Raw genomic sequence first — 24124 nt, forward strand, 5'->3', positions numbered from 1 at the left:
TTTAAAGGGCGTGATATTCTCCACGACTATTCTCCAGTCGTTGTATCCACAGTAACTTGGGTACTAGAACCAATTCTTAAGATAGGTTTGTTGGTTAAGTCATCGGTAATTTCAATTTTAACGGGGAAGCGTTGACCTATTTTCACCCAGTTACCGGTGGCATTTTCTGGAGGAAGTAGAGAGAAGCTTGTACCACTCGCTGGAGAGATTTTTACCAGCTTGCCATGCCAAACTTCATCAGGGTACATATCTACCGTAATCTCAACAGGCTGACCTTCTACAAGGCGAGGCATTTGAGATTCTTTAAAGTTAGCTTGCACCCATTGGCTGTATTGCTTCACAACTGGAAACAGTGGCTGTCCAGTAGAGACAAAGGTGCCTAAGTGAATTTTCACATCACCCACATAGCCATCAAAAGGAGCGCTAATCTCGGTGTAGCTTAAGTCAAGTTCGGCTTTTGCTAAGCGAGCGGCCGCTTGTTGTACTACAGCGGATGCTTCGCCTTTTCCGCCTTGGGTATCAATCGCTTGTTGTAATGAGGCTTGAGCGGCGTGCAATCGAGCTTGAGCGTCGGCAAGTTTAGTTCGGTCAGTGTCGGCTTGTTGAACCGGCACTAAGCGTTTTTGCACTAAAACTTGAGTACGTTTATAGGTTTTTTGGGCGTTCAGTAGATTCGCTTTTGCTTCATTAAGTTGAGCAATGGCAGCGTTAACGCCTGATTCTTGCGATTTATTTTGTTGCAGGGCCGATTGGTAAGCGGCTTGCGCTTCTTTTACTGCAATTTGATAAGGCTGTGAATCAACCGAAATTAAGTGATCACCGGTGTGAACAAATTGAAAGTCATCCACTGAAATTTTGGTGATGCGGCCTTGTACAAGAGGGGCAATAGAAACGGTTTTTCCGTGTACGTAGGCGTTGTCAGTAGACGGGTGAAGATCGCTGTAATGCCAGTAATATGCAAGCCCACCTGCAACAGCAAGTAAAATGATAGCGGTAATATAACCTTTGATATATTTCTTCATGACCATCCAGTTCAATAGTGTTAAATATCGATGAGAATTTTAGAGGTTAGACTATAAGCTCTAGTTTTCATGTTTCATATGCGAAAATGTGCACACTTACTTTTAATTTCTGCACCAGAAATTAGCGTCTCGGGACCTTGACTATAAGCATGAACGGTGCGCAACCTTACACAATAATAGTCACTCTTAGAATTATTGCTTAGTCTCTGATGATTAAAGTAATTTTATTGATGGAAAGCGAAAGTGTGTGTGGCTCATTGATGCTTCGCACTATCGTAGAATCATGGCGGGTATTAGCATAATTTCAAGAAGGGAAGGCTGGGCTATTTCGTTTACTTAATCGTGTGAAAACCCAGCGATAGAACAGTTGAATTTTTATGTATAGCTTAGATAATCTTCGAGCGCTTTTATCTCGTTGGGCGTCATTTCAAGATATAACTTACTGCGGCGATACAGGATATCGTCACTGCAATAAGCAAATTCGTGCTTAATGAGGTAGTCCACTTCAACCGCAAATAGTTGCTTGGAAAAGCGTTGTCCGAGATCGGGGGACGAGTCGCCAATCATAAGAGCGCGTGAACCATAGGCACTTAACCAACGCTGTAACATTTGTTTTGGTGCTAAAGGCCATTTTTTTTGTAGCTGGCGCAACAGTAGCGATGGGTCAAAAGATTCAGCGCCAGGAAGTAGGCTGGTTTGGGTGGTGCTCTGTGACATTGTTGGCAGAAAAGGGGTGAGTTTTTCTAGCGCGGCATTTGCCAGTTTGCGATAGGTAGTGAGCTTGCCGCCAAATACCGACAATAACGGGGCATTTGCGGTGTTTTTGGTTGGCTGGGGAGCGTTGGGTTGCAAGGTTAACGTGTAGTCACGGGTAATGGCTTGCGGCGAATCGGACTCATCATCACACAGCGGCCTTACACCACTAAAGGTCGCGACGATATCTTGCTTGTTGGGCGCTTCAATGAAATGCTCTTTTACGACATTTAATAAATACTCTATTTCGGCATTGGTAATGGCCACGTGTCGCGGGTTGCCGTGGTATTCCTCATCGGTCGTACCTATTAGAGAGTATTTGTCTAAATAGGGTATGGTGAACACAATACGATCATCTTGATTTTGCAATATGTAAGCATGATCTTGAGGATAGATTTGCGGCACGATGATATGTGAGCCCTTGATCAAGCGAATGCCCATTGGCGAAGCGCTTTGTACGGTGTCGGTAATAAATGATTTAACCCAAGGTCCACATGCGTTCACCAAGGCTCGGCTGCGGCGAATCAATGTCTGCCCAGTTCGGCTATCTTGTACTTTCACCGTCCAAATACCGTCACTTTGTGAGGCACAAACAACCGTGCAATAGTTGTTAATTTCAGCGCCAGATTGCTGTGCTTGCATCGCATTCAGCACTACTAGCCTTGCATCGTCGACCCAACAATCTGAATACTCAAATCCTACTTTAAACTGCTCATGCAGCACGTGTTCATCGCGAAAAGAGATTTTATGTGAGGCGGGCAGTGAGTTTCGCTTCCCAAGAGAATCATAAAGATACATACCTGCACGTATCATCCATGCTGGACGAAGATATGGGCGATGTGGCAGACGAAAGCGCATCGGTTTGGCGATATGTGGTGCTTTTTTTAAAATGACTTCCCGCTCAGCAAGGGCTTCTGAAACCAGTCGAAATTCATAATGTTCTAGGTAACGAAGTCCGCCATGAATGAGCTTTGAGCTGGCTGATGAGGTGGCACTGGCAAAATCTTTGGCTTCAAACAGCGCAGTAGACAAGCCTCTAGAGACCGCATCGGCGGCAATACCGACACCATTGATGCCACCACCGACAATAATAATATCGAGAATAGGCAGGGATTCTAGTGCCTCAGTATTGGCAGCGGTATTGGTTGAGTTCATTCGTTTTATCCTAGAAAATCATGCGCCTACATAGATTCGACGGCGCGAGTATTAAGATAATCTTAAGATATTTCAATAGTATGAAAGAAGGTGTATAAGGCGAAATTTAACCATTGAGTAAAATTTCGCCTAGAAGTGCGAGAAAGGTCTCTATTTTTGGCTGTTTACGTATGCTTTGAAGCGCGCTTTGGTGGCGTCGTCGGCTTTGTTGTACCAAAACATCAGCATTTCTTCTGCGGTTGTGGCATTGGCGCTAGTGTTAGCGCTGTTATTTGACGCAGCATTGTCTGTTGCTGATGGGCTCACTGGAACCACTGCCACTTCTGTACCAGCGGCTTGTGCTGCGGTCACTGCGGCGTAAGCTAAGGCGCTGTTTGTTTCAATCGCAGCGGCACTGCCCGTGGTATTAAACTTCATTACTTCTGCTTGATAATCACGACCAAACTGCACGCCATGGTGAATCAGCTTGTCTTGAGCATAGGCCACTTTATTGCCTGACTTATCAATGAGTGCCCAATCTGGGTGTTTATCGAATTGTCTTGCTTCACGAAGGTTGCGATATTTTGGAAATTGAAATGTCAGCTGTTGGTCTTTGGCAGTAAATTTGGCCACGATGACGTCTGAACTCATTTTTTCAAACTCTTGACCTTTTTTGAAGGTCGGCTCGTAACGAAATACAATTTGGTTCTCGCCGTCAGGCAAAACAGCAGTAGAGCTCGACGAGAAAAATCCACCATCTACATTTGGCTCGGCGCCATTGACCAGCAGTAAATCTACGTGCTCTGGTAGGGCGATTTTAACGTCTGCTAGCACAGGAGCTGTAAATGATAGTGCTAGTCCAGTTAGCAAAATTTTCTTGTACATAGAGCTTCTCTATAGTTTTTAGGTATCAAACCTATTTGGATTTTGAAAATGTTTGGCTGAGAGTTTTTATCTCTGGCAACATTCTGTGGATCAAATGCAATTGTTGCAAGATCATCTGTGCAGATGTGCCGTCGCTCTCACGCCATTGCGACAATTTATGTTGAATGTGATTGGTTTCGAACACTTGTGGGTTATACGTTTCGCCGCGCAGTGCTTTATCAATCGCATCGAGCTTAACATGAATCTCCTGATATGCATCTATAACCAGTTTATGGGTAGTGGCATCGTTGATTAAGGTGCGATGCGCGCCAAGAGCTGAAACATAGCTGAGCAAGGCATGACTGAGGGTCAAAAAGCGAAAGCTTTCGTCCACGGCGTATCGATATTTCCCCGGTTCGGCCAGCATATTACTGATGGCTGCGCTAAGGCTTGCATCGTGGCTGTGGGCTGCGCGCCGTGCAATGCGATAGCTAAGGTCGTCGGTTTTGCCTACTCGATACTGAGCAATAATTTGCCCAAGATAGTGATTATTGGCCGCAACTGAGTTTGCCATGAGTGATGGGATTTTCTTTGCTTGCCAATCGGGCAAAATAAAATACACCGCACCTACCGCCAGAACACTACCGATTAACGTATCAATCAGGCGCGGTAAAATCACCGCGTAGCCTGCGCCGAGCTGGGAAAACAAAAACAGCACTAAAACGGTAATAACGGCGGTCGCATAAGCGTAATTTTGCAGTCGAAAGGCAAAAAACAGCACACTGGAGAGCACGATAACAAATAACTGACCTTGTACGTCGGGTATTAAGGTCAGCATGATCACGCCAATGATTAACCCCGCAAAAGTACCGCTGATACGGTGGAACAGTTTTTGTTTAGTAGAGCGAAAATTGGGCTGACAGACAAATAAGGTGGTGAGCAGAATCCAAAAGCCGTGTTCAATAGAAAATAGCTCAATAATGCTGTAACCCAAGGTTAGGGCAATCGACATTCGCGTTGCGTGACGAAACAAGATTGAAGAGGGTGACAAATTGTCACGGACTCGTCGCCACATTTGCTTGGCGGTGTGTGCGGTTTTGTCGTCCAGTACATTGTCGCTTAATTGTGCCTCTGGATTATTGATGTTGTTTAGCAGTCGATCAACAGTGCACAAGTTATCAAATAGGTATTGCAGTTGGCGCAATGGCTGTTGCCATTTTGGGTTATTTTGTTGTTTGAGGTGGGTCATTGCCCCTTGCAGTTCATCAAGCGCAAACACGGCATTTTCACGTCGCACATATGGCTGATTTAAGCGAGTAGCATTGGCAATATCTTGGCACTCTTGGGCGTACGTTTGCAGTAAATGTTTAAATCGAAACAGCACATCCGAGCGCTCAAAATGGGAGGCCAAATCGTGATAACGGTAGTGGCTAGAGGTCAGTCTTTCATGGATATCTTGCGCCAGAAAATAGATACGTAAAAAACGATCGTTAGCGCCGTTGACCTGCCCTTTTTTAGAGCGTTTGATAAAGGTATTTCGGCACAGCTCTAAAGCCTCAACGATATTGGCGTTGAGCCTTGCTTCTTCAAGGCGCATGGATTGAGAGTGATTGCCAATAGAAGGATGAAAACGGCTGCTTTTGGCTTCTAAGTAAAATGAAAGTTGCTGAAAGGTTTGCGCCAAACTCAATTGCATCGGCTGCATTGGCCATAGGCTTTGCCAAATTAACGACAGCAAATAATACCAAGCCGCGCCACTTAGCAGCAATATCGGCTGAGTCAAAATATGAGTACTTTCACTGGCACCCAGCATGGTGTAAATCGCAATCAGTAACGACCCAAATGCAATGCTGGCATAGCGAGGGCCAATCGCGCCCAACATAATAAAACCAAAAGTGGAGCAAAATAGGCCAATGGCAAACAGCCAAGGGTAGGGGTATAAAATCTCAATAGAGAGACTGGCAATGGCAAAGCAAATAAAGGTTAACAGTAAGGCTTTAAAGCGTCCCCAAAAGTTGTCATCGGTTTCTGCTAGCGCTGCGGCAATGACCCCTAATACCAAAGGGGTGATGGCGGTATATTGCTGCATATACCAACAAGGCACGACCACCCCCAGCATTGTTACTAGAATCAGTAAGCTGTAATTGATGGTTTTACTCGCCCAAACTTGGCGGAATGTGCGTAGTGTCTGTGTTGGCATTAAGGCTAACCTTTTGTTATGTAGACATACTTTATCTAATCGCTATGACTAAGTCATTACAAATAGCCAGCCAACCGTCTTGAAAAAGCACCTTGCTGATAAGTTCAGCAGTCGCCTCGCTATGACTTCAACAAATAGGTTCGCTTAGGCAGGTTTTTGTCTCTTGAGGCCAGCCATTGACTAAAGTATGGGCTACCAGATATTACAACCTAATTTGCAATCTAGTATCTCTCTGGATAAATATCACAGAAACATAGTAAACTGGAGCGGTTCAACACACTCTCAAGGACAAGAAAGTTCACATGCAGTTGCAAGCGACCCCATCAGCTCAGTTTTTTCTACAAGATGAATATTTTGATATCAAACTAGAAAAAGATCAGTTGATCCTGACATCTAAAGAGAATCAAACATCTATCCCTTTTTCTGAGTGGAGCGGTAAAACCGCAATGAAACGCAGTGTGATATTGGGCAGCCTTACCTTCTTTGGTCACGAGCAAGAAGATGAGAACGGTGACACTTGGCAAAACGCCTGGCAAATCCAAGGCTTACCTTGGGGGAAAGCAAAAGCGTTTGGTCGTACCGCAGTGCAATATTATGAAAAATGGCACCGCCTGCAATGTCGCCAATTAAACCTATATTTGCCTAAGTGGCATCAAAAGCTGCAACTGCTATTAAAACAACCCGCTTATTTAGCCAATTCTCAGTGGCTAGCTTGGCAAGAGATGGTGCGTAACGATTTAGTGGAAATGGACATCAGCTTAACGGATGCGACGCAACGTATGGCCGATGGCATGCAAGAGATCAATGCATGGCTAGCACCGGATGGTGAGGTGGTCAAAGAGCGCAATCAGCACTGGTTAGTGAATGAAGTGAAAAATTGGCAAGTGCTGTTTAATCAAATCGAAAGTGCGCCACTCAACCAATCACAACAAATTTCAGTATTGCTGAACAACGATCATAACCTAGTATTAGCGGGCGCAGGCACCGGTAAAACCAGTGTATTAATGGCCAGAGTGGCGTATTTATTGCAAAGTCACCAAGCTCAAGCTGAAGAAATTGCCTTGCTGGCCTTTGGCAAAGACGCTGCGACAGAAATTTCCGAGCGTTTGTCCGATAAGATTGGCGTCACCTCACAAAAGGTCAATGTCAGTACCTTCCATAAAATGGCGCTGCAAATCATTGAACAAGTGGATGGGCAGCCCGCTAAAGTGACGTCTTTGGCCTATGAAGCCAATCAAAAACAGCAGTGGTGCGCGATGTGGCTAAAAGAGCACTGGACCAACAGCACCAACTTTAATCGCTGGAAAAAACATTTATCCCTATGGCCGATTGCCTTTTTAAAGGGCGATGTCGATCTGCATGATCAGTTTGAAAATCCAAAATTGATTGCTTGGCTTGATCAGCAAGTGGATCAATTGTGCGCGATGAGCGTGACTAAGAAAACCATTCAGCAACAGCTGGTGGAGCACCCAGAATATTCGCGCCTAAACAGCGAGTTGCAACTGGCGTGGCCGTGCTATCAAGCGTGGAAGCAATATTTGAAAGACCAAGGTGAGCTTGATTTTCACTCGATGATTGAAAAGGCCACGGGCTATGTGAGCAAAAACCGCTTTAAAGCGCCGTGGCGTTATTTGATGGTGGACGAATATCAAGATATTTCACCTGCGCGTTTGGCCCTTATTGAAGCGATTGTGAATCAGCCTTGTGACAACGATGAGCGACGTTCATTATTTGCGGTAGGGGATGACTGGCAGTCGATTTATCAATTTGCCGGATCAGACGTTAATTTAACCACGCGCTTTATGGAACGTTTCCCACACGCCAGTACCCATTTCTTGGATACCACTTATCGTTTTAACTCACAGATCGCCGATGTCGCGGGTGAGTTTATTGCGCAAAATCCACAGCAGTTACCTAAAACATTAACCGCGCACAAACAACAAAAACAAAAAGCGGTGTCGGTGATTGCCGAATCTAAGCTTGAGAAAACGCTGCAACGCATCAACAACACACACAAACCTTTGTCGGTGTTAGTGCTTGGGCGTACGCATAAAGACCAGCCGGCATTACTTGAACAGTGGCAGAGTCACTACGACAACTTACAACTCACTTTCATAACCTGTCACGCCAGTAAAGGTAAAGAAGCGGACGTAGTGTTGATCATGGGCGTAAATGAAAACAACTTTCCACAAAAAGAACGAGCTCCGCATTTGGATGTTGCGCTGAAATCCAGCAACGATAGTTTCCCATTTGCCGAAGAGCGCCGTTTATTCTACGTGGCATTAACTCGTGCTAAGCAAGAAGTGATCGTGAGTTACGATTTACAGCCGTCGGTGTTTGCGACGGAACTGCTAGAAGGAAACTACGCAGTAAAGAAAAAGTAACCTTTAGTCTCTAGATTCGCTATCCAGTCCATGATTTCGGTTAATGGCCACCAAAGACTACACTATAAGGTGTAACAGCAACCGGAGTGTAGTTCGGAGGAAACGATGAATCTAAAAGTGATACTGCTGCTCTCGGTAGCCCTTGGCATTGCTTACTTGGGCTATCGCGGTCATTTGTCTTCAATGTACGCGTTTAAAAGCTTCGTGATTGGCACCTTTAGCACCGAAATAGCCGAAAATCGCGCAGGTACCAGTAACGATAAAAGACGCAAAAAATCAGTGCCTGAACCTTATGAAGAAGATACAGAAATTGATGCCAATATTTTTGTTGAGTAGTAAGGACAGCTTTTAGGGATAAGACCCACTGTTTAGATGCTGTGAGTAAAACAAAGGCGAACAAAGCAAAAAAATAACCTCGAAAATCGCTTCCTTAATAATGGAGTCATTTCCGAGGTTTTTTATTTTCTGATTTGAACTGTCGCGTACTAGAGCTGAAGGGTGTTTCGCTTAAGTACGTTTTGCCAAATAGCTTTGGTAATCCGGGATCTTAATCTCAACTTCTTCGTCAATCAAAGACGAGTCAAACAAGAAGCGAGCCGTGGCGCGGTTTGTGGCAACAGGGATATTCCAAACACTGGCAATACGTAGCAGAGCTTTCACATCAGGATCATGGGGAGCGGCGTTTAGTGGGTCCCAGAAAAAGATCATGACATCAATGTTACCTTCGGCAATTAATGCGCCCAACTGTTGATCGCCACCCATAGGGCCACTCATTAAACTTTGGATTTCAAGCCCCGTTTCGCGGTGTAACAAATTGCCAGTAGTCCCCGTCGCGTACAATGAATGCTTGGTTAATTTTTCTTTGTTTTCAATAGTCCACTGTAGCAGCTCTTGTTTGTAGTGGTCGTGAGCCACAAGCGCAACCTGCTTTCGCTTGTTCATGGTGCGGGTTGTTTTTTCCATGGTGTCGTTACCTAATGTTTATTATTTTAATTAGAGTCTACCATTAGTCGGATTGACATTGTGAGGTAGAAGTATAAATTTGTTTTATCACACAAATTTGTTAGATTGTGCGCGATTGACACAATATCAGCAGGAAAACAGATCATGAACAAAGCCGTCGTAATTTTCAGTGGAGGCCAAGACTCAACCACGTGCCTAGTGCAAGCCTTAACTCAATATGATGAAGTGCATGCCATTACTTACGACTACGGCCAGCGTCACCGTCAAGAAATTGAAGTGGCGAAATGCCTAGCAAAACAGTTAGGGGTGAAAGCGCATAAGGTTATGGACGTCACCCTACTTAACGAACTGGCTGTGAGTTCATTAACGCGCGATGATATTCCTGTGTCTCATGAACTGGCTGAAAATGGCCTGCCAAACTCATTTGTACCGGGACGCAATATTCTGTTTTTGACTTTGGCGGGTATCTACGCCTATCAAGTGGGCGCGAAAACGCTCATTACTGGCGTTTGTGAAACCGATTTTTCGGGCTACCCAGATTGCCGAGATGAGTTTGTAAAAACCATGAACTCAGCGTTGGCGCAAGGTATGGATTACCCGTTACAGGTTAATACGCCACTGATGTGGCTGAACAAAGCTGAAACTTGGGCGATGGCCGATAGCTACAATGCACTTGAACTGGTGCGAGACCACACTCTAACTTGCTACAACGGCATTGTCGGTTCGGGTTGTGGGGATTGTCCGGCTTGCGATCTGAGAGCCAAAGGGTTGACGGATTATCAACAGAATGCGACGCAAGTGATGGCAGCGTATCAAGAGAAAAAGACGAAAATCTAAGCGTCTTTTATAGCTTTGAGATGGATTCTGGGTAATGTGTTCTGTTTTCCAGAATCCACTTTCTATTCTTCTATCAAATTAAAACAAATCAAATCATCTCTTGGTTTCCCCTTACACTAAGCTAACGCTGATTTGACAATCAACTTTGTGCATAAGAGACACTACTGCTAACTGAACTAGACTCTGAACAATGCCATGGAATTTACCGAACAAGACCGCACCGCCCTCTATGACACTTGGATGTCGCAAAAAGCCAAAATGCGCCTCACACAAATGGATATTTCAAGAAAGCTAGGGGTATCACAGGCCGAATTTGGACAATTACTGCGTGGAAGAGCGCCGCTGTCTTATCCGTTTGTCACTCGTTTTTGCGAATATTTAAAAGTGGATGCCGCTTATGCGATTCCTTCACTGCGTGCGAACGTGACCGTAGAAAACAGCGTCATTACTTTATGCTCAAGAATGTCGGTAGATGGTGACATTCGCAATGTGTATGTAGACGGTAACCAAGTGGTGGTGGAATACGAACACCGCGTTGGTGTGTAACCTGGCATCTGAGCACTCAATAATTTTGCTACTATGTGTAGCTTAACCCTATAAAAATAGTTAGCATCTTGTACGTCTTCATACAATCAGCAAATTGAGATGTGCAAAATGGACTTACTGAGCAAGCTTAAGAAAGAGTGGTTTTTAGTGGGTATGGTGTTGGCCATCGCGCTAGCGATACTGACACCTAACTGGGGAAAAAGCGGCGGAGTGCTGCACCTTGATACCCTTACCGTTCTAGGCATTGCGCTAGTGTTCTTTTTGCATGGCTTAGGCTTATCACCAAAAGCGATAGCTGATGGTGTCAGCAATTGGAAGCTTCATATCTATGTGCAGTGCTCCACCTTTGTCGCTTATCCATTGTTATGGTTAGTGTTCGGCAAAGAAATGCTAGCTTACATGCCCGCAGCATTAGCTTTCGGCTTTTGCTATCTATTTGTACTACCGAGCACCATTTCCTCTTCCGTTGCCATGACCGCGATAGGTAAAGGCAATCTCCCCGGCGCCATCTTTAATGCTTCGTTGTCTAGCATCTTAGGCGTATTTATCACGCCCTTGCTTATTCAAGCTTTTATGGGAATGGAAGGGGCAGACCTAAACCTATTAGATTCCGTTATCTCAATTTCTAAGATGCTGCTGTTACCTATGATCTTAGGCCAACTGCTACGCCCTTGGTTGTTAGAGTGGACACAAAAGCATAAAAGCGTGGTCAACAAGCTAGATAAGTATGTCATCCTTACTATCGTCTATAGTGCATTTTGTGACTCCATTGAACACGGGATATGGAGTGACTTCTCGCTTCCCCTGCTAATCGCTTCGATTGTGCTTTGTTTTCTCGTGCTGGTGGTTATGGTGCACAGCATACAATGGGGCGCTAAAAAAGTCGGCTTTCATCATCAAGATGAAGTGACCGCGGTATTTTGTGGTTCAAAGAAAACCCTCGCCGCAGGTATTCCGATGGCAAAAGTGATTTTTGCTCATAACCCCAACCTAGGCATGATTCTATTGCCCATAATGCTCTATCACCCTTTGCAAATCTTTTACTGTGCCATTTTGGCAAATCGTTATGCCAAGGTAGCGGTTGAGCCGAGATAATTGCTATTGAGTTTCATAAAAAATGAGATTTGTAATAAAAATTTACTCTTAAAAAGACAAGTAGATACTCGGTATGATTAGGGGATCGTTGTTGTGAATGTTGCATTTTGTGATCTACAAATCAATTTCTTGTGGGCTTTTTTGTAACTTTACGAGTTTTGTTGAAATGGACGTTGTTTTAGAGGTAGACTGCTACCTAATAAGTATTACTAATTGTGATGCCGTCATTTTTTTGTCACATCCTTTTCGTAGAATTCCGCGCTTAAATGAAATGTTGACTATTGAATATTTATTGAAGCAATGAGACCTATTCTAAAGAGTTCATGCCAATATAAGCATGAAAAGTCTCATATGGAAGAGACCTAAGCTTGATGAAAAGCCACTTACGAATAATTATTCGTTACTGGCGCATATATTTTTGTTTATAGTGTTGAGATGAACTTCGTGTTTATTCTTAATCGCATAAAATAGCGTTTATGCAACTGTGTGGGTATTTGGCTTATTTGTGTTACAAATAGCTAAAGCAATGGCCATACAAAAAATCAAGTAGTTAATACAACAATTTAATAACACTACCGAATCGTGGAATTTCGAATAATCCTCCGGGCGGTAGCGTACCCAAACTGTCATTTTTCCTGTACTATATCGCAACCCGAAATAGACTTATCTGCCTGTAAGCCATTAATTATGAAACCAATCTTTAAAACAGTCTTGCCTTTGGCAACATTGCTAGCCATCTCAGGCTGTACTATGCCGGGCTCAACTGTCGATTTAGACAATAAGCAAGTAATTAACACTACGCCAGACGAATCAAACATGTCTGAGCAAGAGCTGGCACAAACACCAGTCAACGTCGTTAACGTATATCCTTTATCTCCCTCTTTTGTGAATCGTTACGCGTCGTTTGCTGCCGTGGAAGCTCATTCTCTTAGCAACCCTGTGTTAGATGCAGAAGCAGCTAATTATGAGTACATTATTGGCCGTGGCGATATTCTAAATATCACAGTTTGGGATCATCCAGAATTAACGATCCCATCAGGCTCATACCGAAGTGCAGAAGAAGCAGGGCACTGGGTTCGTGCCGATGGCACAATCTTCTATCCTTATATTGGTTTCGTAGAAGTAGCAGGTAAAACTACCTCACAAGTGCGCAAAGACATCACTAAGCGCATTGCTAAATATATCGAAAGCCCTCAAATTGAAGTTAACATTGCAGCATTCCGCTCGCAAAAAGCGTATGTAACAGGTGAAGTTGACACTCCTGGTTATCAGCCAATTACCAATATCCCATTAACTTTCTTGGATGCAATCAACCAAGCGGGTGGTTTAACCGGCGAGGCAGATTGGCGCAACGTCACCTTAACGCGTCAAGGTAAATCAGAAACACTGTCTTTGCATGATCTAATGCAAAATGGCGATTTAACCCAAAACCGTTTGTTAAGAAAAGGCGATATTATTCATGTGCCTCGTAACGATGCGCAGAAGGTATTCGTGCTTGGCGAAGTAAAAGATCCTAAACTGCTTAAAATTGATCGTTCTGGTATGACACTGACTGAAGCACTTAGTGAAGTGGGTGGCATTAATGAACTAGCGGCTAACGCAACAGGCGTATTTGTTGTGCGTAGTGGCCAGCGCGATAAAGCGCACGAAGCGTATCTTGCGCAAGTTCGTGATCAAGCTTTAACTGATGAAGAAAAGCGCGACCTTGAAGCAAAAAATCAACAACTTGCTGAGCAAGGTAAACAATCAAGACCTGAACATATCGTCGCAAACGTATACCAATTGGATATCAGTGACGCAACCGCATTGGTGACAGGCACAGAATTTGAGCTTGAGCCCTATGATGTGGTGTATGTAACGGCGGCGCCAATCGTGCAATACAACCGTGTGGTTAGTCAATTGTTGCCTACCATCAGCGGTTTAAATGACCTAACTGAGCTAGCAGTCAGAATTCATAACTGGTAATAAATCAGCGCAACAGGACTAAATTCATGTTCAACAACATATTGGTAGTGTGCATTGGTAACATTTGCCGTAGCCCCATTGGCGAAGAGATTCTAAAGCAGGCATTGCCAGCAAAAAAGGTCACTTCGGCTGGATTGGGTGCATTGGTTGATAAACCAGCTGATGAAAACTCTGTCACAGTATCAGCAAACAACGATTTAGACTTAACTAACCATGTTGCGCGCCAAATAACGACTAAAATGATTGCAGACAACGACCTTATTTTAGTTATGGAAAAAGGTCACATTGATGCCATTACCAAATTAGCCCCAGCTGCTCGCGGAAAAACCATGCTTTATGGACATTGGATAAACAAAGAAATCCCTGATCCTTACAAGCAAAGTCGAGAAGCATTTGAACACGTGTATGGCTTAATTGATAAGTCAGCAAAAGAGTGGATAAAACGCCTGTAACGCACGCCACTCAAACCTAAATTTACTAATTTACTTACCTGAGCTAGAACCTATTTCTCATGACCCAAAACACTCGTGCAAATCGTTCACAACAAACTCCACAACCTGACGTAATCGATCTTGGTAAATTGCTTGGCCTGTTGCTTGATGGTAAGTGGATCATCATTGTTACTACTTTCATCTTTGCTGCATTAGGCGTGACCTATGCGCTATTGGCGACCCCAATTTATAAAGCAGACGCATTAATTCAAGTAGAACAGAAAAACAGCGGTATGCCAGCCCTGAGCGAAGGCTTGAGCGACATGTTTGCTCAAGAGTCTAACGCTGCCACTGAAATTGAGATTATCAAATCTCGTATGGTTTTGAGCAAAACTGTAGATAAATTTAACCTAACTACGGTTGCAAAGCCTGATTACTTACCAGTTATTGGTAAAGGCTTAGCTATGCGCTTAGGTAAAGAAGCCTACATAAAAGTAGAACGATTTAACATCCCTGAATATGCTGAAACGGGCGGCTATCAACTTACCCTCGATAATGCACAAACTGGTGAGTATTCACTAGTCGATGCTAACGAAAAACTGATTCTAAAAGGGAAAGTAGGGGAGTTAGCTAAATCTTCTCAAGTCTCAGCAACAGGCGATCAAGCCGCATTCTCTATCTTTGTTTCATACCTTTCTGGTAAACAAGGTCAGGTTTTCAACTTATCACAACGCTCTAAACTCACTGCTATTAATTGGCTAGCGTCTAATTTGTCAGTGTCTGAACGCGGTAAACAATCTGGTATTTTATCCTTTGGCTTTGAAGGCCCTGACTCTCAACAAAACATTGATCTACTAAATGACGTTGCAACTAATTATTTCCTACAAAACGTAGATAGAAACGCAGCCGAAGCTGAAAACAGCCTCAAGTTCCTAAAAACGAAACTGCCTGAAATTAAACAGCAACTAACCATTAATGAAGATGCGCTAAATAAATATCGCCAAGACAACGAATCTGTAGATTTAGGCCTAGAAGCGCAATCAACCTTAAAAGTGATGGTTGAACTAGAATCACAACTTAATGAACTGACATTCAAAGAAAGTGAACTAGCACAGCGCTTTACCAAACAACACCCTGCTTATGTTGCGGTACTAGAAAAACGTCAAACGTTGCTTAAACAAAAACATCAGCTAGAAGCAAAAATCAAAAAGCTTCCAAAAACCCAGCGTGAAGTACTGCGTTTAACTCGTGACGTGCAAGTAAACCAAGAAATTTATGTCCAGTTGCTTAACAAATCTCAAGAACTTGCCATTGTTAAAGCAAGTACTGTAGGCAACGTGCGCATTCTTGATAAAGCCGCTTCAAATGGCTTAGCGGTTAAACCGAAGAAACCACTAATTGCAGTATTAGCCACTCTTCTTGGCGGCATGTTAAGCGTAGCATTTGTATTACTTCGCGCTGCATTCCACCGCGGCGTAGAAAGCCCAGACCAAATTGAAGAAATTGGTATGTCGGTTTATGCCACCATTCCAAAATCAGAACAACAAGATAAAATTGATAAGTCTTATCGAAAACTAAGAAAATCAGGTAAAAAACGCAGTGCTGAACAAGCCTTTTTATCACTGGTAAACCCGGCTGATTTATCAATCGAAGCCCTGCGCTCCCTGCGCACTAGTTTGCACTTTGCAATGATGGAAGCAAAAAACAACGTAATCATGATCACCGGCCCATCACCAGGTATAGGTAAATCATTCGTTGCTAGTAATTTCGCTGCTGTTATCGCTAGCAGTGGTCAAAAGGTACTTATTATCGATGCTGACTTACGAAAAGGCCACATCGGATATAGCGTTGCTTTAGAACATACCCACGGTCTTTCAGGCTGCCTAGCGAATACACATAAAATTGAAGACGTGATTCACTACGGTATCGCGGATAATCTTGACCTTATTACAAAAGGTAAAACACCACCAAATCCATCAGAGCTGCTAATGCACGGTAGATTTACTGAATTAGTAGAGTGGGCAAGCGAGAACTACGATATCGTTCTTATTGATACACCGCCTGTACTTGCTGTAACGGATGCTGCAATTGTGGGCCGCCATAGTGGTACAACTTTGATGGTGTCTCGATTTGGTATTACATCGACTAAAGAACTTGAAGTAGCAGCTGATCGCTTAGAGCAAGCAGGTGTTGAAACTAAAGGTGTTATTTTGAATGCTGTTGAGAAAACTGCGTCAAGTTACTACACGTATGGGTATTACAACTATGCGTACAAGAGTGACGCATAATACCAAGTATTTAAACCCTCGGCATAGTAACGTTATATTCTAGTTGATATAGATATTTACGCTCGACTTTATACAAGCTGTCATCCCGGAAGTTGCGTAGCAATTATCCGGGATCTTAGTGGCAACGACCCCTTAATACGGTGAGACCCCTTAATACGGTGAAGTGTAACGAGTTGGCTAGATAGTTTGTAGCCTACTAAAAACTCAGACGCATATCACTATAGATATTTACAGGGACCTATTGGGGCTAGTTTCATAAAGTAAGTGAAATCTAGGGTTTGCAAGGGCTAGCGTAAAATCGGCTGTCTCAAAATGGATAAAAAGTGTCTCAGTGGCATTAAAATAACTGAGACACTTTCGTCAGAAAAAACCCACTATTTAACCTATCGCCACGCTCGTGGCGATGGTCAAAAAATACAATCATAAGAGAAATTCCATGAAAATACTCGTCACTGGCGGTGCTGGCTTTATTGGATCCGCCGTGGTTCGCCACATCATTCAAAACACGTCTGACAGCGTGATCAACGTAGACAGCCTCACTTACGCAGGTAATCTAGAGTCACTTCAGGACGTCGATTCCAATGAGCGTTACGCTTTTGAACAAGTGAACATTTGTGATCGCTCACAATTGGATCGAGTGTTCGCCGAGCACAAACCGGATGCGGTGATGCACCTTGCCGCCGAGTCTCATGTCGACCGTTCAATTGATGGTCCAGCGGCATTTATCGAAACCAACATTGTGGGCACCTACACCTTGCTTGAAGCCACTCGTGCTTATTGGAATGGATTAGATGAAGCAGACAAAACAGCATTTCGCTTCCACCACATCTCAACCGATGAAGTGTACGGTGATTTAGAAGGTACTGATGACTTGTTCACAGAAACTACCTCTTATGAACCATCAAGTCCTTACTCGGCATCAAAAGCTTCGAGTGATCATTTAGTTCGTGCTTGGCTTCGTACTTATGGACTGCCGACAATCGTAACGAACTGCTCGAATAACTACGGTCCGTATCACTTCCCAGAAAAACTCATTCCTCTAATGATTCTAAATGCGTTAGATGGCAAAGCCTTGCCGGTTTATGGCGATGGCATGCAAATCCGTGATTGGTTGTTTGTTGAAGATCATGCGAGAGCGCTATACAAAGTGGTTACGGAAGGTGTGGTAGGTGAAACTTACAACATCGGCGGTCATAACGAAAAAGCCAACATTGAAGTAGTGAAAACCATTTGTTCACTTTTAGAAGAACTAGTACCGACCAATTGTCATTCCCGCGCAGGCGGGAATCTTGGTGGGTTCGAATCTCTGATCACCTACGTAACCGACCGTCCAGGACACGATGCGCGCTACGCGATAGACGCTTCTAAAATTGAGCGTGAGTTAGGCTGGACGCCAGAAGAGACATTTGAATCGGGCATTCGTAAAACCGTCGAATGGTACTTAAACAACAAAGAGTGGTGGAGCCGAGTGCTTGATGGCTCATACGCGGGCGAGCGTTTAGGAGTGAACAAATAACATGAAAGGTATTGTTCTTGCAGGAGGTTCAGGCACACGTCTGTACCCAATTACTCGCGGTGTGTCTAAGCAGTTGCTGCCGCTTTACGATAAACCAATGGTGTATTACCCAATATCAACCTTGATGCTTGCAGGCATACGAGACATTCTGATCATCACTACGCCAGAAGATCAACAAGGTTTTAAGCGTATTTTGGGTGATGGGAGTGATTTTGGTATTAACCTAAGCTTTGCGGTGCAACCGAGCCCTGAAGGATTAGCTCAAGCATTTATTATTGGTGAAGAGTTCATTGATGGCTCACCGGTGTGCTTGGTTTTAGGAGATAACATATTTTACGGGCAAGGATTTCCTGAAATTTTAACAAATGCAGGTGATATCGCTCGTAAGCAAGGTGCGACGGTATTTGGCTACCACGTGAAAGACCCAGAGCGGTTTGGAGTAGTTGAATTTGATAAACAAAAGCGAGCACTCTCGATTGAAGAAAAGCCTGAAACTCCAAAATCAAATTATGCAGTGACAGGTTTGTATTTTTATGACAACTCTGTGGTCAGTAAAGCTAAAAAAGTACAGCCTTCTGAGAGAGGTGAGTTAGAAATAACGAGCATTAATCAGATGTATTTGAATGAAAACACATTGAATGTTGAGCTTTTAGGTCGTGGATTTGCTTGGTTAGACACTGGCACTCATGAGAGCCTTAACGAAGCCTCGAACTTTGTACAAACTATTCAACATGTTCAAGGGTTAAAGATTGCAAGTTTGGAAGAGATAGCTTGGCGTAATGGTTGGTTGACTTCAGAGCAAGTTGCAGAACTTGCACAACCTATGTGTAAGAACGAGTATGGCCGGTATTTATTAGACCTTGTGGAAAATAGATGAGTCACAGTAAGCAACAAGTTAAGTCAGGCTTTTTTTGGAGCGCGATAGATAATTTTGGTAATCAGGCCATCGGTGTCGTTATCAGCTTAACTCTAGCGAATATACTAGGACCGACAGACTATGGTTTAGTGGCGATGCTAGCCATTTTTATTGCTGTTGCTGGTGTATTTGTGAATAGTGGATTCAACGCGGCGTTAATCCGCAAGGTAGATAGAACCGAGAAAGATTATTCAACCACTTTTTACTTTTCTTTGGTCATATCGTTTATCTGTTATGGTTTGTTATTTATATCTGCGCCGCTGATTGCTAACTTTTACCAGCAATCAGGGTTAGTAAGTTTAACGAGAGTGATAGCTCTAACTATCATTATCAACACGTTTGCTATTATACCGAGGACTAAACTAACGGTAGCGCTCAATTTTAAAAGCCAAGCTAAGGCAAATGTGACAGCACTTATTTGTAGTGGTGGCGTAGGCTTGGTAATGGCGTTCAGTGGATTTGGTGTATGGGCTTTGGTCTCACAGCAAATAGTATCCGCAACGATAAGCGTATTCATGTTGAATTTGTTGTCTCCTTGGCGTCCAGTGGAAAAGGCTTGCAAGGAATCATTTATAGATTTGTTTGGTTTTGGTTATAAATTATTGCTATCCGGACTACTTGATACCATATATAACAACATATACGGACTAATTATTGGTAAGTTGTTTAGTGCGTCGCAGTTGGGTGTTTTCAACCAAGCAAAAACGTTATCCTTATTACCCGCCGGGACCATTACTAGTGTTATTCAAAAGGTAACTTTCCCAATGCTGAGTGCTATGCAAGGAGATAGCGCTAAATTAGATAACGCATACTTAAAATCACTTCAAATTTCTTGCCTGATTATTTTTCCTATAATGTTTGGACTTTGTATAAGTGCTGAACCATTGATCAGTCTTTTGTTGGGAGAAAAATGGCAGGAAACTGCACCACTAATAAGCATTTTAACTTTAGGATTCGTACTATATCCAATTCAAGTAATTAATCTAAATATGCTACAAGTAAAAGGCCGTTCTGATCTTTTTCTTAAACTTGAAATAATAAAAAAAATTAACGTGACGATGATGTTATTTATCACTGTACCAATAGGTATAAAAGCAATCTGTATTGGGATGGTATTGACTTCATACTTTGCATTGATTATTAACACCTACTACACGGCAAAGTTGTCAACTATCACTCAGTTTATGCAACTTTCGACATTGTTACCAATTGTTATAATCACAACCATTTCGGCTGTTATAGGCTATCAGTTTGGGGCGGGTATAATGGAGAACTGGTTATCGATTATCACTATGCTAACCGCTGAATTATTGTGTTATGCAATATTAATGGTGACTTTTCAAAAGTCACTAATCATCGAAGTAAGAACATTATTGAAGGGTGCATAAATGATTGCCTTAAACAGTCCAGTCAAACCTAATCTAAAGAAACTAGCCAATCTACTTGAGCAGATTAACGAAAACGGTTGGTACACAAATTTTGGACCACTTCACCAAGAACTAACTGAAAAGCTTGAAGATTACTTGGGTGTCAAAAATTTACTTTTGACAAATAATGGCACCTCAGCACTTCAAGTGGCGGCTCATGCTATTGGGTCAAACTCTATACTTTCAACACCATTTAGTTTCGTTGCGACAGTAAGTGCTTTTAAATGGCAAAAAGACGAGCTTGCTTTTGCCGATGTTGATAAACAATCGTTAAATCTCTCACCAGAGTCTGTGCGGCTTGCGTATCGGAAGGGATGTAAAGCGGATACATTGGTAGCGACTCATGTATACGGCAACCCTTGTGATGTCGAGGCTTTGGATAAACTTAGTGAGGAAAACAATTTTCAAATCATTTATGACGCTGCGCATGCTTTTGGTATTAAGTTAGGTAACGATTCTGTATTGAAATATGGAGACGCTAGTACATTGAGTTTTCACGCGACGAAGATATTTCATACAGTTGAAGGTGGTGCCATAGTTTTTAAAGACAGAAGCAACTTTGAAAAAGCTGAAGAAATAATTAATTTTGGAATTCGTCCGGGGCGTGGCGTGGTGGATGTCGGAATTAACGCTAAAATGAACGAATATCAAGCTGCAGTTGGCTTAGTAAACTTGGAAGAAATTGACAATATACTGTCCCATCGCGCTGAGCTTTTCCACATGTACTGCGAAGGCTTAAAAGATATAGTAGATCTGCCCTTGTGGCACCCAGAGGCTAATGCAAATGGAGCTTACATGCCAATACTCCTACAAAGCAAAGAGGAATTGAGTGTAGTAACAAAAGGATTATTGGAGCGAAATATACAATCAAGGCACTACTTTGAACCGTCGCTAGATAAAATCTTCGTAGACAGCCATAATTATGGTTCTAAAAACAGCACTTCGGCATCAGAACGAATTTTGTGTTTGCCAATGCATGCTCATTTACAAAAAGTTGATATTAAAAAGGTTCTATTAGAGCTAAGAGATATACTATGAAAAAGTTCATATTGTATGGCGCAAAAGGATTAGCAAAGGAACTACTCAATCATATTGATCACGATTATCAATGTTATAATGTCGTTTTCTTTGACAATATTTCTAAAGTGCATGACGAGTTTATATCAGACAATTTTAGAATACTAAAAACAAATAACGAACTAGAAGAGTTTAGAAAAAGTGAAGTTATTATTGCAGTTGGAGGGCCAAGAAATCGGGGGAAAATTTATAATTTTCTTGAGCTTAATGACTTTACGCCCTTCGGATTTATATCAAATAGAGCACATATAGGTAAGTTGGATAATAAGATTTCAAAGAGCGCTGTAATCTTATCTGGTAGTGAAATTACAATTAGTGTAAGCATTGGGAATGGCACACTAATTAATAAAGGGGTAACGATAAGTCATGATGTAAAAATAGGCAAATTCGTGGAAATATCACCTGGAGCAAAAATTATGGGTAGGTGTGAAATCGGTGATTTTAGCCAAGTTGGTGCGGGTGCAGTTATACTGCCAGACATAAAAGTAGGCAAAGACTGTATAGTTGGTGCTGGATCGATAGTTACTAAAGATATCCCCGACAATCATATTCATGTTGGTGTACCGGCCAAGTTTCTAAAGGTAAATGATGCTTAGTAAATCATTGTGTGAAAAATCTGAAAATGAAATTACTGAATCTTGGAGATATGCTGATAAAGTATATATTTCAGTAGTGTGTACGACATATAATCAAGAGTTATATATCTCAGACGCAATTAACAGCTTTCTCGAACAGATAACAGACTATAGATTTGAAATTATTATACATGACGATGCATCGACGGACCGAACAACAGAAATAATAAAAGACTTTGAGACGAAGTATCCATCTTTAATCAGAGTAATTATTCAGAAAGAAAACCAATACTCTAAAGGTGGATTCAGGCCGTTAATGTATGCTTCTAGATTTGCCTGTGGTGAATGTATATCTTTTTGTGAAGGCGATGATTTTTGGGTAGATCCCTACAAATTAAATGATCAATATGAAGTACTACTTAGAAATAGCGATGTTTCGCTAGTATATACGGCATGTAATTATTATCATGTTGACTCAGATTCCTACAAATTAGTTGATAATACAAATATTGATATAAATTTTGAGACACTGATAAAAAATAATTATATAGCGACATTAACTGTGATGCTTAGGTCTAAATATATTGATGAGTTTTATAGTAAATATAAACTGATACCAGGCTCAAATAAATGGAGGATGGGGGACTATCCTTTATGGTTGTTCCTTCTGTTGAGAGGTAGATCGAGTTCAATTAGCCGTACAACAGCTGTATATCGAGTTTTTGAGAACTCAGCTTCTCATAGCAACAACAAAGATAAGAACTTGGAGTTTTATTTATCTTCAATTCGTATGAGAATAGATATGGTCAGATTTTTCCTACCAAAAGACCAGAACTTACTTAGATGCCTAATTAATAAGTATTTGTTTACTGTTCTTTTAGAGGGTGAAACCATCGATAAAAATTACACCAAACCAGCTAGTCTAAAATATGTTATCTTTCTAAAAATCAATAACTACATTTCATTGAATTATATAATGAAGAAAATACAATCTATCAAAAGAATGCTTTATGAAAAAGTTAATGAAAAAGTTAATTAAAAAGTATATGCCAAAAAAAAGTGCAAGCATATTCAATGTTGGTTGTGATGGTACAGATAAACCCAGGGCTTTGATATGTTATTTAACAGATGCCTTTTATGCAAAAAGCACATCATTTAAATATAACACAAACAGACTTGAATGTATGTCTATAGTAAATAAATTCTTAGAATATGGTTTCATCGTTGATATTGTTTCTTGTAATGATAATTTTGAATCAAATGAAGAATATGACCTTGTGTTTGGCTTTGGAGCAGGTTACAGAAATGCTAAGTTAAAGAAAATAGGAAAGAGAGTCCTATATTGTACAGAAGGCCACCCTGAAGCATCGTTAATAAATGAACTCGAAAGAGTTAATTATTATAAAGATAGGCACAATAAAAAAGTCAATATAGTTAGAAGCGGGATATATTATTCGGCAAGTGATTACCTTATCGCGGACTACTGTGTTTGTATGGGGTCCCATAATCAAGAGTATATAATTGATAATCTCAATATACCGCGTAATAGACTTTTTGATATAACACCGACTGCTATTCAGGGTAAAGTTAAGAGTAAATTTTCTGGAAAAAGAAATATACTTTGGCTAGGTTCTAATGGTCTTGTACATAAAGGTTTAGACGTTCTAATAGAAGCTGTAAATAGCTCACATAATAGTGTGAATCTTCATGTGTGTGGTGTAAATAAAAAAGAACTAAAGAAAATTTGTCAGATTAGTGAAAAAATTATTGTACATGGTTTAGTTGATGTAAATAGTAGCTATTTCGAAGGGATTTTGGATGATTGTGATTTTATTGCATTAGCTTCTTGTTCTGAAGGCGTAGCTACAGGAGTGCTCACAGGGATAAAGTCAGGCCTTATACCGATAACTACCATATCTTGTGGTATCCCACATGGCATCAAAAAATTTACTCTTCATAGTTACAAAGTTAACGATATAAAAGAAAATTTATTGAGTATTGTTTCGCTTGACGATGATAAATTGATAGATATGTATGACTATAATAGTGCTTTTGTTCGGGATAAGTTTAATCTTGAACATTACAACAATCAGTTGAGTGAAATATTGGATGTAGTTGTTGCATAGAATGA

At 41.8% G+C, this 24124-nt stretch carries 20 protein-coding genes; 15 read left to right on the top strand and 5 right to left on the bottom strand.

Going from position 1 to position 24124, the window contains the following annotated elements:
• Window positions 1-26: 26 nt before the first annotated feature.
• The 4 genes from VEZ01S_RS07025 to yccS all read right to left on the bottom strand — a co-directional run bounded on the left by VEZ01S_RS07025 (window position 27) and on the right by yccS (window position 5973).
• Window positions 27-1022, bottom strand: a complete 996-nt coding sequence (locus tag VEZ01S_RS07025) for an HlyD family secretion protein (protein ID WP_021713321.1) — start codon at window positions 1020-1022, stop codon at window positions 27-29.
• 375 nt (window positions 1023-1397) lie between these two features.
• Window positions 1398-2930 (bottom strand): glycerol-3-phosphate dehydrogenase, encoded by a 1533-nt coding sequence (gene glpD, locus VEZ01S_RS07030; protein WP_021713322.1) that lies wholly within the window; start codon window positions 2928-2930, stop codon window positions 1398-1400.
• A gap of 150 nt (window positions 2931-3080) precedes the next feature.
• Window positions 3081-3794, bottom strand: coding sequence for a DUF2057 family protein (locus VEZ01S_RS07035; RefSeq protein WP_021713323.1), 714 nt, complete (start codon window positions 3792-3794; stop codon window positions 3081-3083).
• 31 nt (window positions 3795-3825) lie between these two features.
• A complete protein-coding gene (gene yccS, locus VEZ01S_RS07040; protein ID WP_021713324.1) occupies window positions 3826-5973 on the bottom strand; it encodes a YccS family putative transporter in 2148 nt (715 codons plus the stop codon).
• A 302-nt stretch (window positions 5974-6275) separates the two neighbouring features.
• On the opposite strand from yccS, the gene helD reads away from it, so the two are divergent.
• Both helD and VEZ01S_RS07050 read left to right on the top strand, forming a co-directional pair.
• Window positions 6276-8357 carry a DNA helicase IV gene (gene helD / locus VEZ01S_RS07045; protein WP_021713325.1) on the top strand — a complete coding sequence of 694 codons (2082 nt, stop codon included), beginning with the start codon at window positions 6276-6278 and terminating at the stop codon, window positions 8355-8357.
• Between the two features lie 105 nt (window positions 8358-8462).
• A complete protein-coding gene (locus VEZ01S_RS07050; RefSeq protein WP_021713326.1) occupies window positions 8463-8693 on the top strand; it encodes a hypothetical protein in 231 nt (76 codons plus the stop codon).
• A 171-nt stretch (window positions 8694-8864) separates the two neighbouring features.
• Here the strand turns inward: VEZ01S_RS07050 and VEZ01S_RS07055 are convergent, their stop codons facing one another.
• Window positions 8865-9320: a methylglyoxal synthase gene (locus VEZ01S_RS07055; RefSeq protein WP_021713327.1), complete on the bottom strand. Its 456-nt coding sequence runs from the start codon at window positions 9318-9320 to the stop codon at window positions 8865-8867.
• Window positions 9321-9464: 144 nt separating this feature from the next.
• Here VEZ01S_RS07055 and queC point away from each other — a divergent pair, with 144 nt between their 5' ends.
• The 13 genes from queC (at window position 9465) to VEZ01S_RS07120 (ending at window position 24119) form a co-directional block, all read left to right on the top strand.
• Window positions 9465-10157, top strand: a complete 693-nt coding sequence (queC, locus tag VEZ01S_RS07060) for a 7-cyano-7-deazaguanine synthase QueC (RefSeq protein WP_021713328.1) — start codon at window positions 9465-9467, stop codon at window positions 10155-10157.
• 195 nt (window positions 10158-10352) lie between these two features.
• Entirely contained in the window at window positions 10353-10703 is a 351-nt protein-coding gene (locus VEZ01S_RS07065; protein WP_021713329.1) for a helix-turn-helix domain-containing protein, read from the top strand.
• A 108-nt stretch (window positions 10704-10811) separates the two neighbouring features.
• Window positions 10812-11798 carry a bile acid:sodium symporter family protein gene (locus VEZ01S_RS07070; protein ID WP_021713330.1) on the top strand — a complete coding sequence of 329 codons (987 nt, stop codon included), beginning with the start codon at window positions 10812-10814 and terminating at the stop codon, window positions 11796-11798.
• A 687-nt stretch (window positions 11799-12485) separates the two neighbouring features.
• Window positions 12486-13763 (top strand): polysaccharide export protein, encoded by a 1278-nt coding sequence (locus VEZ01S_RS07075; protein WP_021713332.1) that lies wholly within the window; start codon window positions 12486-12488, stop codon window positions 13761-13763.
• A gap of 26 nt (window positions 13764-13789) precedes the next feature.
• Window positions 13790-14215 (top strand): arsenate reductase/protein-tyrosine-phosphatase family protein, encoded by a 426-nt coding sequence (locus VEZ01S_RS07080; RefSeq protein WP_021713333.1) that lies wholly within the window; start codon window positions 13790-13792, stop codon window positions 14213-14215.
• A gap of 59 nt (window positions 14216-14274) precedes the next feature.
• Entirely contained in the window at window positions 14275-16482 is a 2208-nt protein-coding gene (locus VEZ01S_RS07085; RefSeq protein WP_021713334.1) for a polysaccharide biosynthesis tyrosine autokinase, read from the top strand.
• A 436-nt stretch (window positions 16483-16918) separates the two neighbouring features.
• A complete protein-coding gene (gene rfbB / locus VEZ01S_RS07090; RefSeq protein ID WP_021713335.1) occupies window positions 16919-17998 on the top strand; it encodes a dTDP-glucose 4,6-dehydratase in 1080 nt (359 codons plus the stop codon).
• A 1-nt stretch (window position 17999) separates the two neighbouring features.
• Window positions 18000-18875, top strand: a complete 876-nt coding sequence (rfbA, locus tag VEZ01S_RS07095) for a glucose-1-phosphate thymidylyltransferase RfbA (RefSeq protein ID WP_021713336.1) — start codon at window positions 18000-18002, stop codon at window positions 18873-18875.
• Window positions 18872-20302 (top strand): lipopolysaccharide biosynthesis protein, encoded by a 1431-nt coding sequence (locus VEZ01S_RS07100; RefSeq protein ID WP_021713337.1) that lies wholly within the window; start codon window positions 18872-18874, stop codon window positions 20300-20302. The genes rfbA and VEZ01S_RS07100 overlap by 4 nt, the downstream gene beginning before the upstream one ends.
• Window positions 20303-21379 carry a DegT/DnrJ/EryC1/StrS aminotransferase family protein gene (locus tag VEZ01S_RS07105; protein ID WP_021713338.1) on the top strand — a complete coding sequence of 359 codons (1077 nt, stop codon included), beginning with the start codon at window positions 20303-20305 and terminating at the stop codon, window positions 21377-21379.
• A complete protein-coding gene (locus tag VEZ01S_RS07110; protein ID WP_021713339.1) occupies window positions 21376-22014 on the top strand; it encodes an acetyltransferase in 639 nt (212 codons plus the stop codon). The genes VEZ01S_RS07105 and VEZ01S_RS07110 overlap by 4 nt, the downstream gene beginning before the upstream one ends.
• Window positions 22004-23032, top strand: coding sequence for a glycosyltransferase (locus tag VEZ01S_RS07115; protein WP_084621680.1), 1029 nt, complete (start codon window positions 22004-22006; stop codon window positions 23030-23032). The genes VEZ01S_RS07110 and VEZ01S_RS07115 overlap by 11 nt, the downstream gene beginning before the upstream one ends.
• Window positions 23004-24119: a glycosyltransferase gene (locus VEZ01S_RS07120; RefSeq protein ID WP_021713341.1), complete on the top strand. Its 1116-nt coding sequence runs from the start codon at window positions 23004-23006 to the stop codon at window positions 24117-24119. The genes VEZ01S_RS07115 and VEZ01S_RS07120 overlap by 29 nt, the downstream gene beginning before the upstream one ends.
• The last annotated feature ends 5 nt before the right edge of the window (window positions 24120-24124 follow it).

Origin of the sequence: Vibrio ezurae NBRC 102218 (assembly GCF_000467185.1) — a bacterium.
In the GTDB taxonomy this organism is placed as follows: Bacteria; Pseudomonadota; Gammaproteobacteria; order Enterobacterales; family Vibrionaceae; genus Vibrio; species Vibrio ezurae.

Bases quoted from the DNA above. Each gene is read 5' to 3' on its own strand.
- VEZ01S_RS07025 (WP_021713321.1), bottom strand. From the start codon at position 1,022: ATGAAGAAATATATCAAAGGTTATATTACCGCTATCATTTTACTTGCT.
- glpD (WP_021713322.1), bottom strand. From the start codon at position 2,930: ATGAACTCAACCAATACCGCTGCCAATACTGAGGCACTAGAATCCCTG.
- VEZ01S_RS07035 (WP_021713323.1), bottom strand. From the start codon at position 3,794: ATGTACAAGAAAATTTTGCTAACTGGACTAGCACTATCATTTACAGCT.
- yccS (WP_021713324.1), bottom strand. From the start codon at position 5,973: ATGCCAACACAGACACTACGCACATTCCGCCAAGTTTGGGCGAGTAAA.
- helD (WP_021713325.1), top strand. From the start codon at position 6,276: ATGCAGTTGCAAGCGACCCCATCAGCTCAGTTTTTTCTACAAGATGAA.
- VEZ01S_RS07050 (WP_021713326.1), top strand. From the start codon at position 8,463: ATGAATCTAAAAGTGATACTGCTGCTCTCGGTAGCCCTTGGCATTGCT.
- VEZ01S_RS07055 (WP_021713327.1), bottom strand. From the start codon at position 9,320: ATGGAAAAAACAACCCGCACCATGAACAAGCGAAAGCAGGTTGCGCTT.
- queC (WP_021713328.1), top strand. From the start codon at position 9,465: ATGAACAAAGCCGTCGTAATTTTCAGTGGAGGCCAAGACTCAACCACG.
- VEZ01S_RS07065 (WP_021713329.1), top strand. From the start codon at position 10,353: ATGGAATTTACCGAACAAGACCGCACCGCCCTCTATGACACTTGGATG.
- VEZ01S_RS07070 (WP_021713330.1), top strand. From the start codon at position 10,812: ATGGACTTACTGAGCAAGCTTAAGAAAGAGTGGTTTTTAGTGGGTATG.
- VEZ01S_RS07075 (WP_021713332.1), top strand. From the start codon at position 12,486: ATGAAACCAATCTTTAAAACAGTCTTGCCTTTGGCAACATTGCTAGCC.
- VEZ01S_RS07080 (WP_021713333.1), top strand. From the start codon at position 13,790: ATGTTCAACAACATATTGGTAGTGTGCATTGGTAACATTTGCCGTAGC.
- VEZ01S_RS07085 (WP_021713334.1), top strand. From the start codon at position 14,275: ATGACCCAAAACACTCGTGCAAATCGTTCACAACAAACTCCACAACCT.
- rfbB (WP_021713335.1), top strand. From the start codon at position 16,919: ATGAAAATACTCGTCACTGGCGGTGCTGGCTTTATTGGATCCGCCGTG.
- rfbA (WP_021713336.1), top strand. From the start codon at position 18,000: ATGAAAGGTATTGTTCTTGCAGGAGGTTCAGGCACACGTCTGTACCCA.
- VEZ01S_RS07100 (WP_021713337.1), top strand. From the start codon at position 18,872: ATGAGTCACAGTAAGCAACAAGTTAAGTCAGGCTTTTTTTGGAGCGCG.
- VEZ01S_RS07105 (WP_021713338.1), top strand. From the start codon at position 20,303: ATGATTGCCTTAAACAGTCCAGTCAAACCTAATCTAAAGAAACTAGCC.
- VEZ01S_RS07110 (WP_021713339.1), top strand. From the start codon at position 21,376: ATGAAAAAGTTCATATTGTATGGCGCAAAAGGATTAGCAAAGGAACTA.
- VEZ01S_RS07115 (WP_084621680.1), top strand. From the start codon at position 22,004: ATGATGCTTAGTAAATCATTGTGTGAAAAATCTGAAAATGAAATTACT.
- VEZ01S_RS07120 (WP_021713341.1), top strand. From the start codon at position 23,004: ATGAAAAAGTTAATGAAAAAGTTAATTAAAAAGTATATGCCAAAAAAA.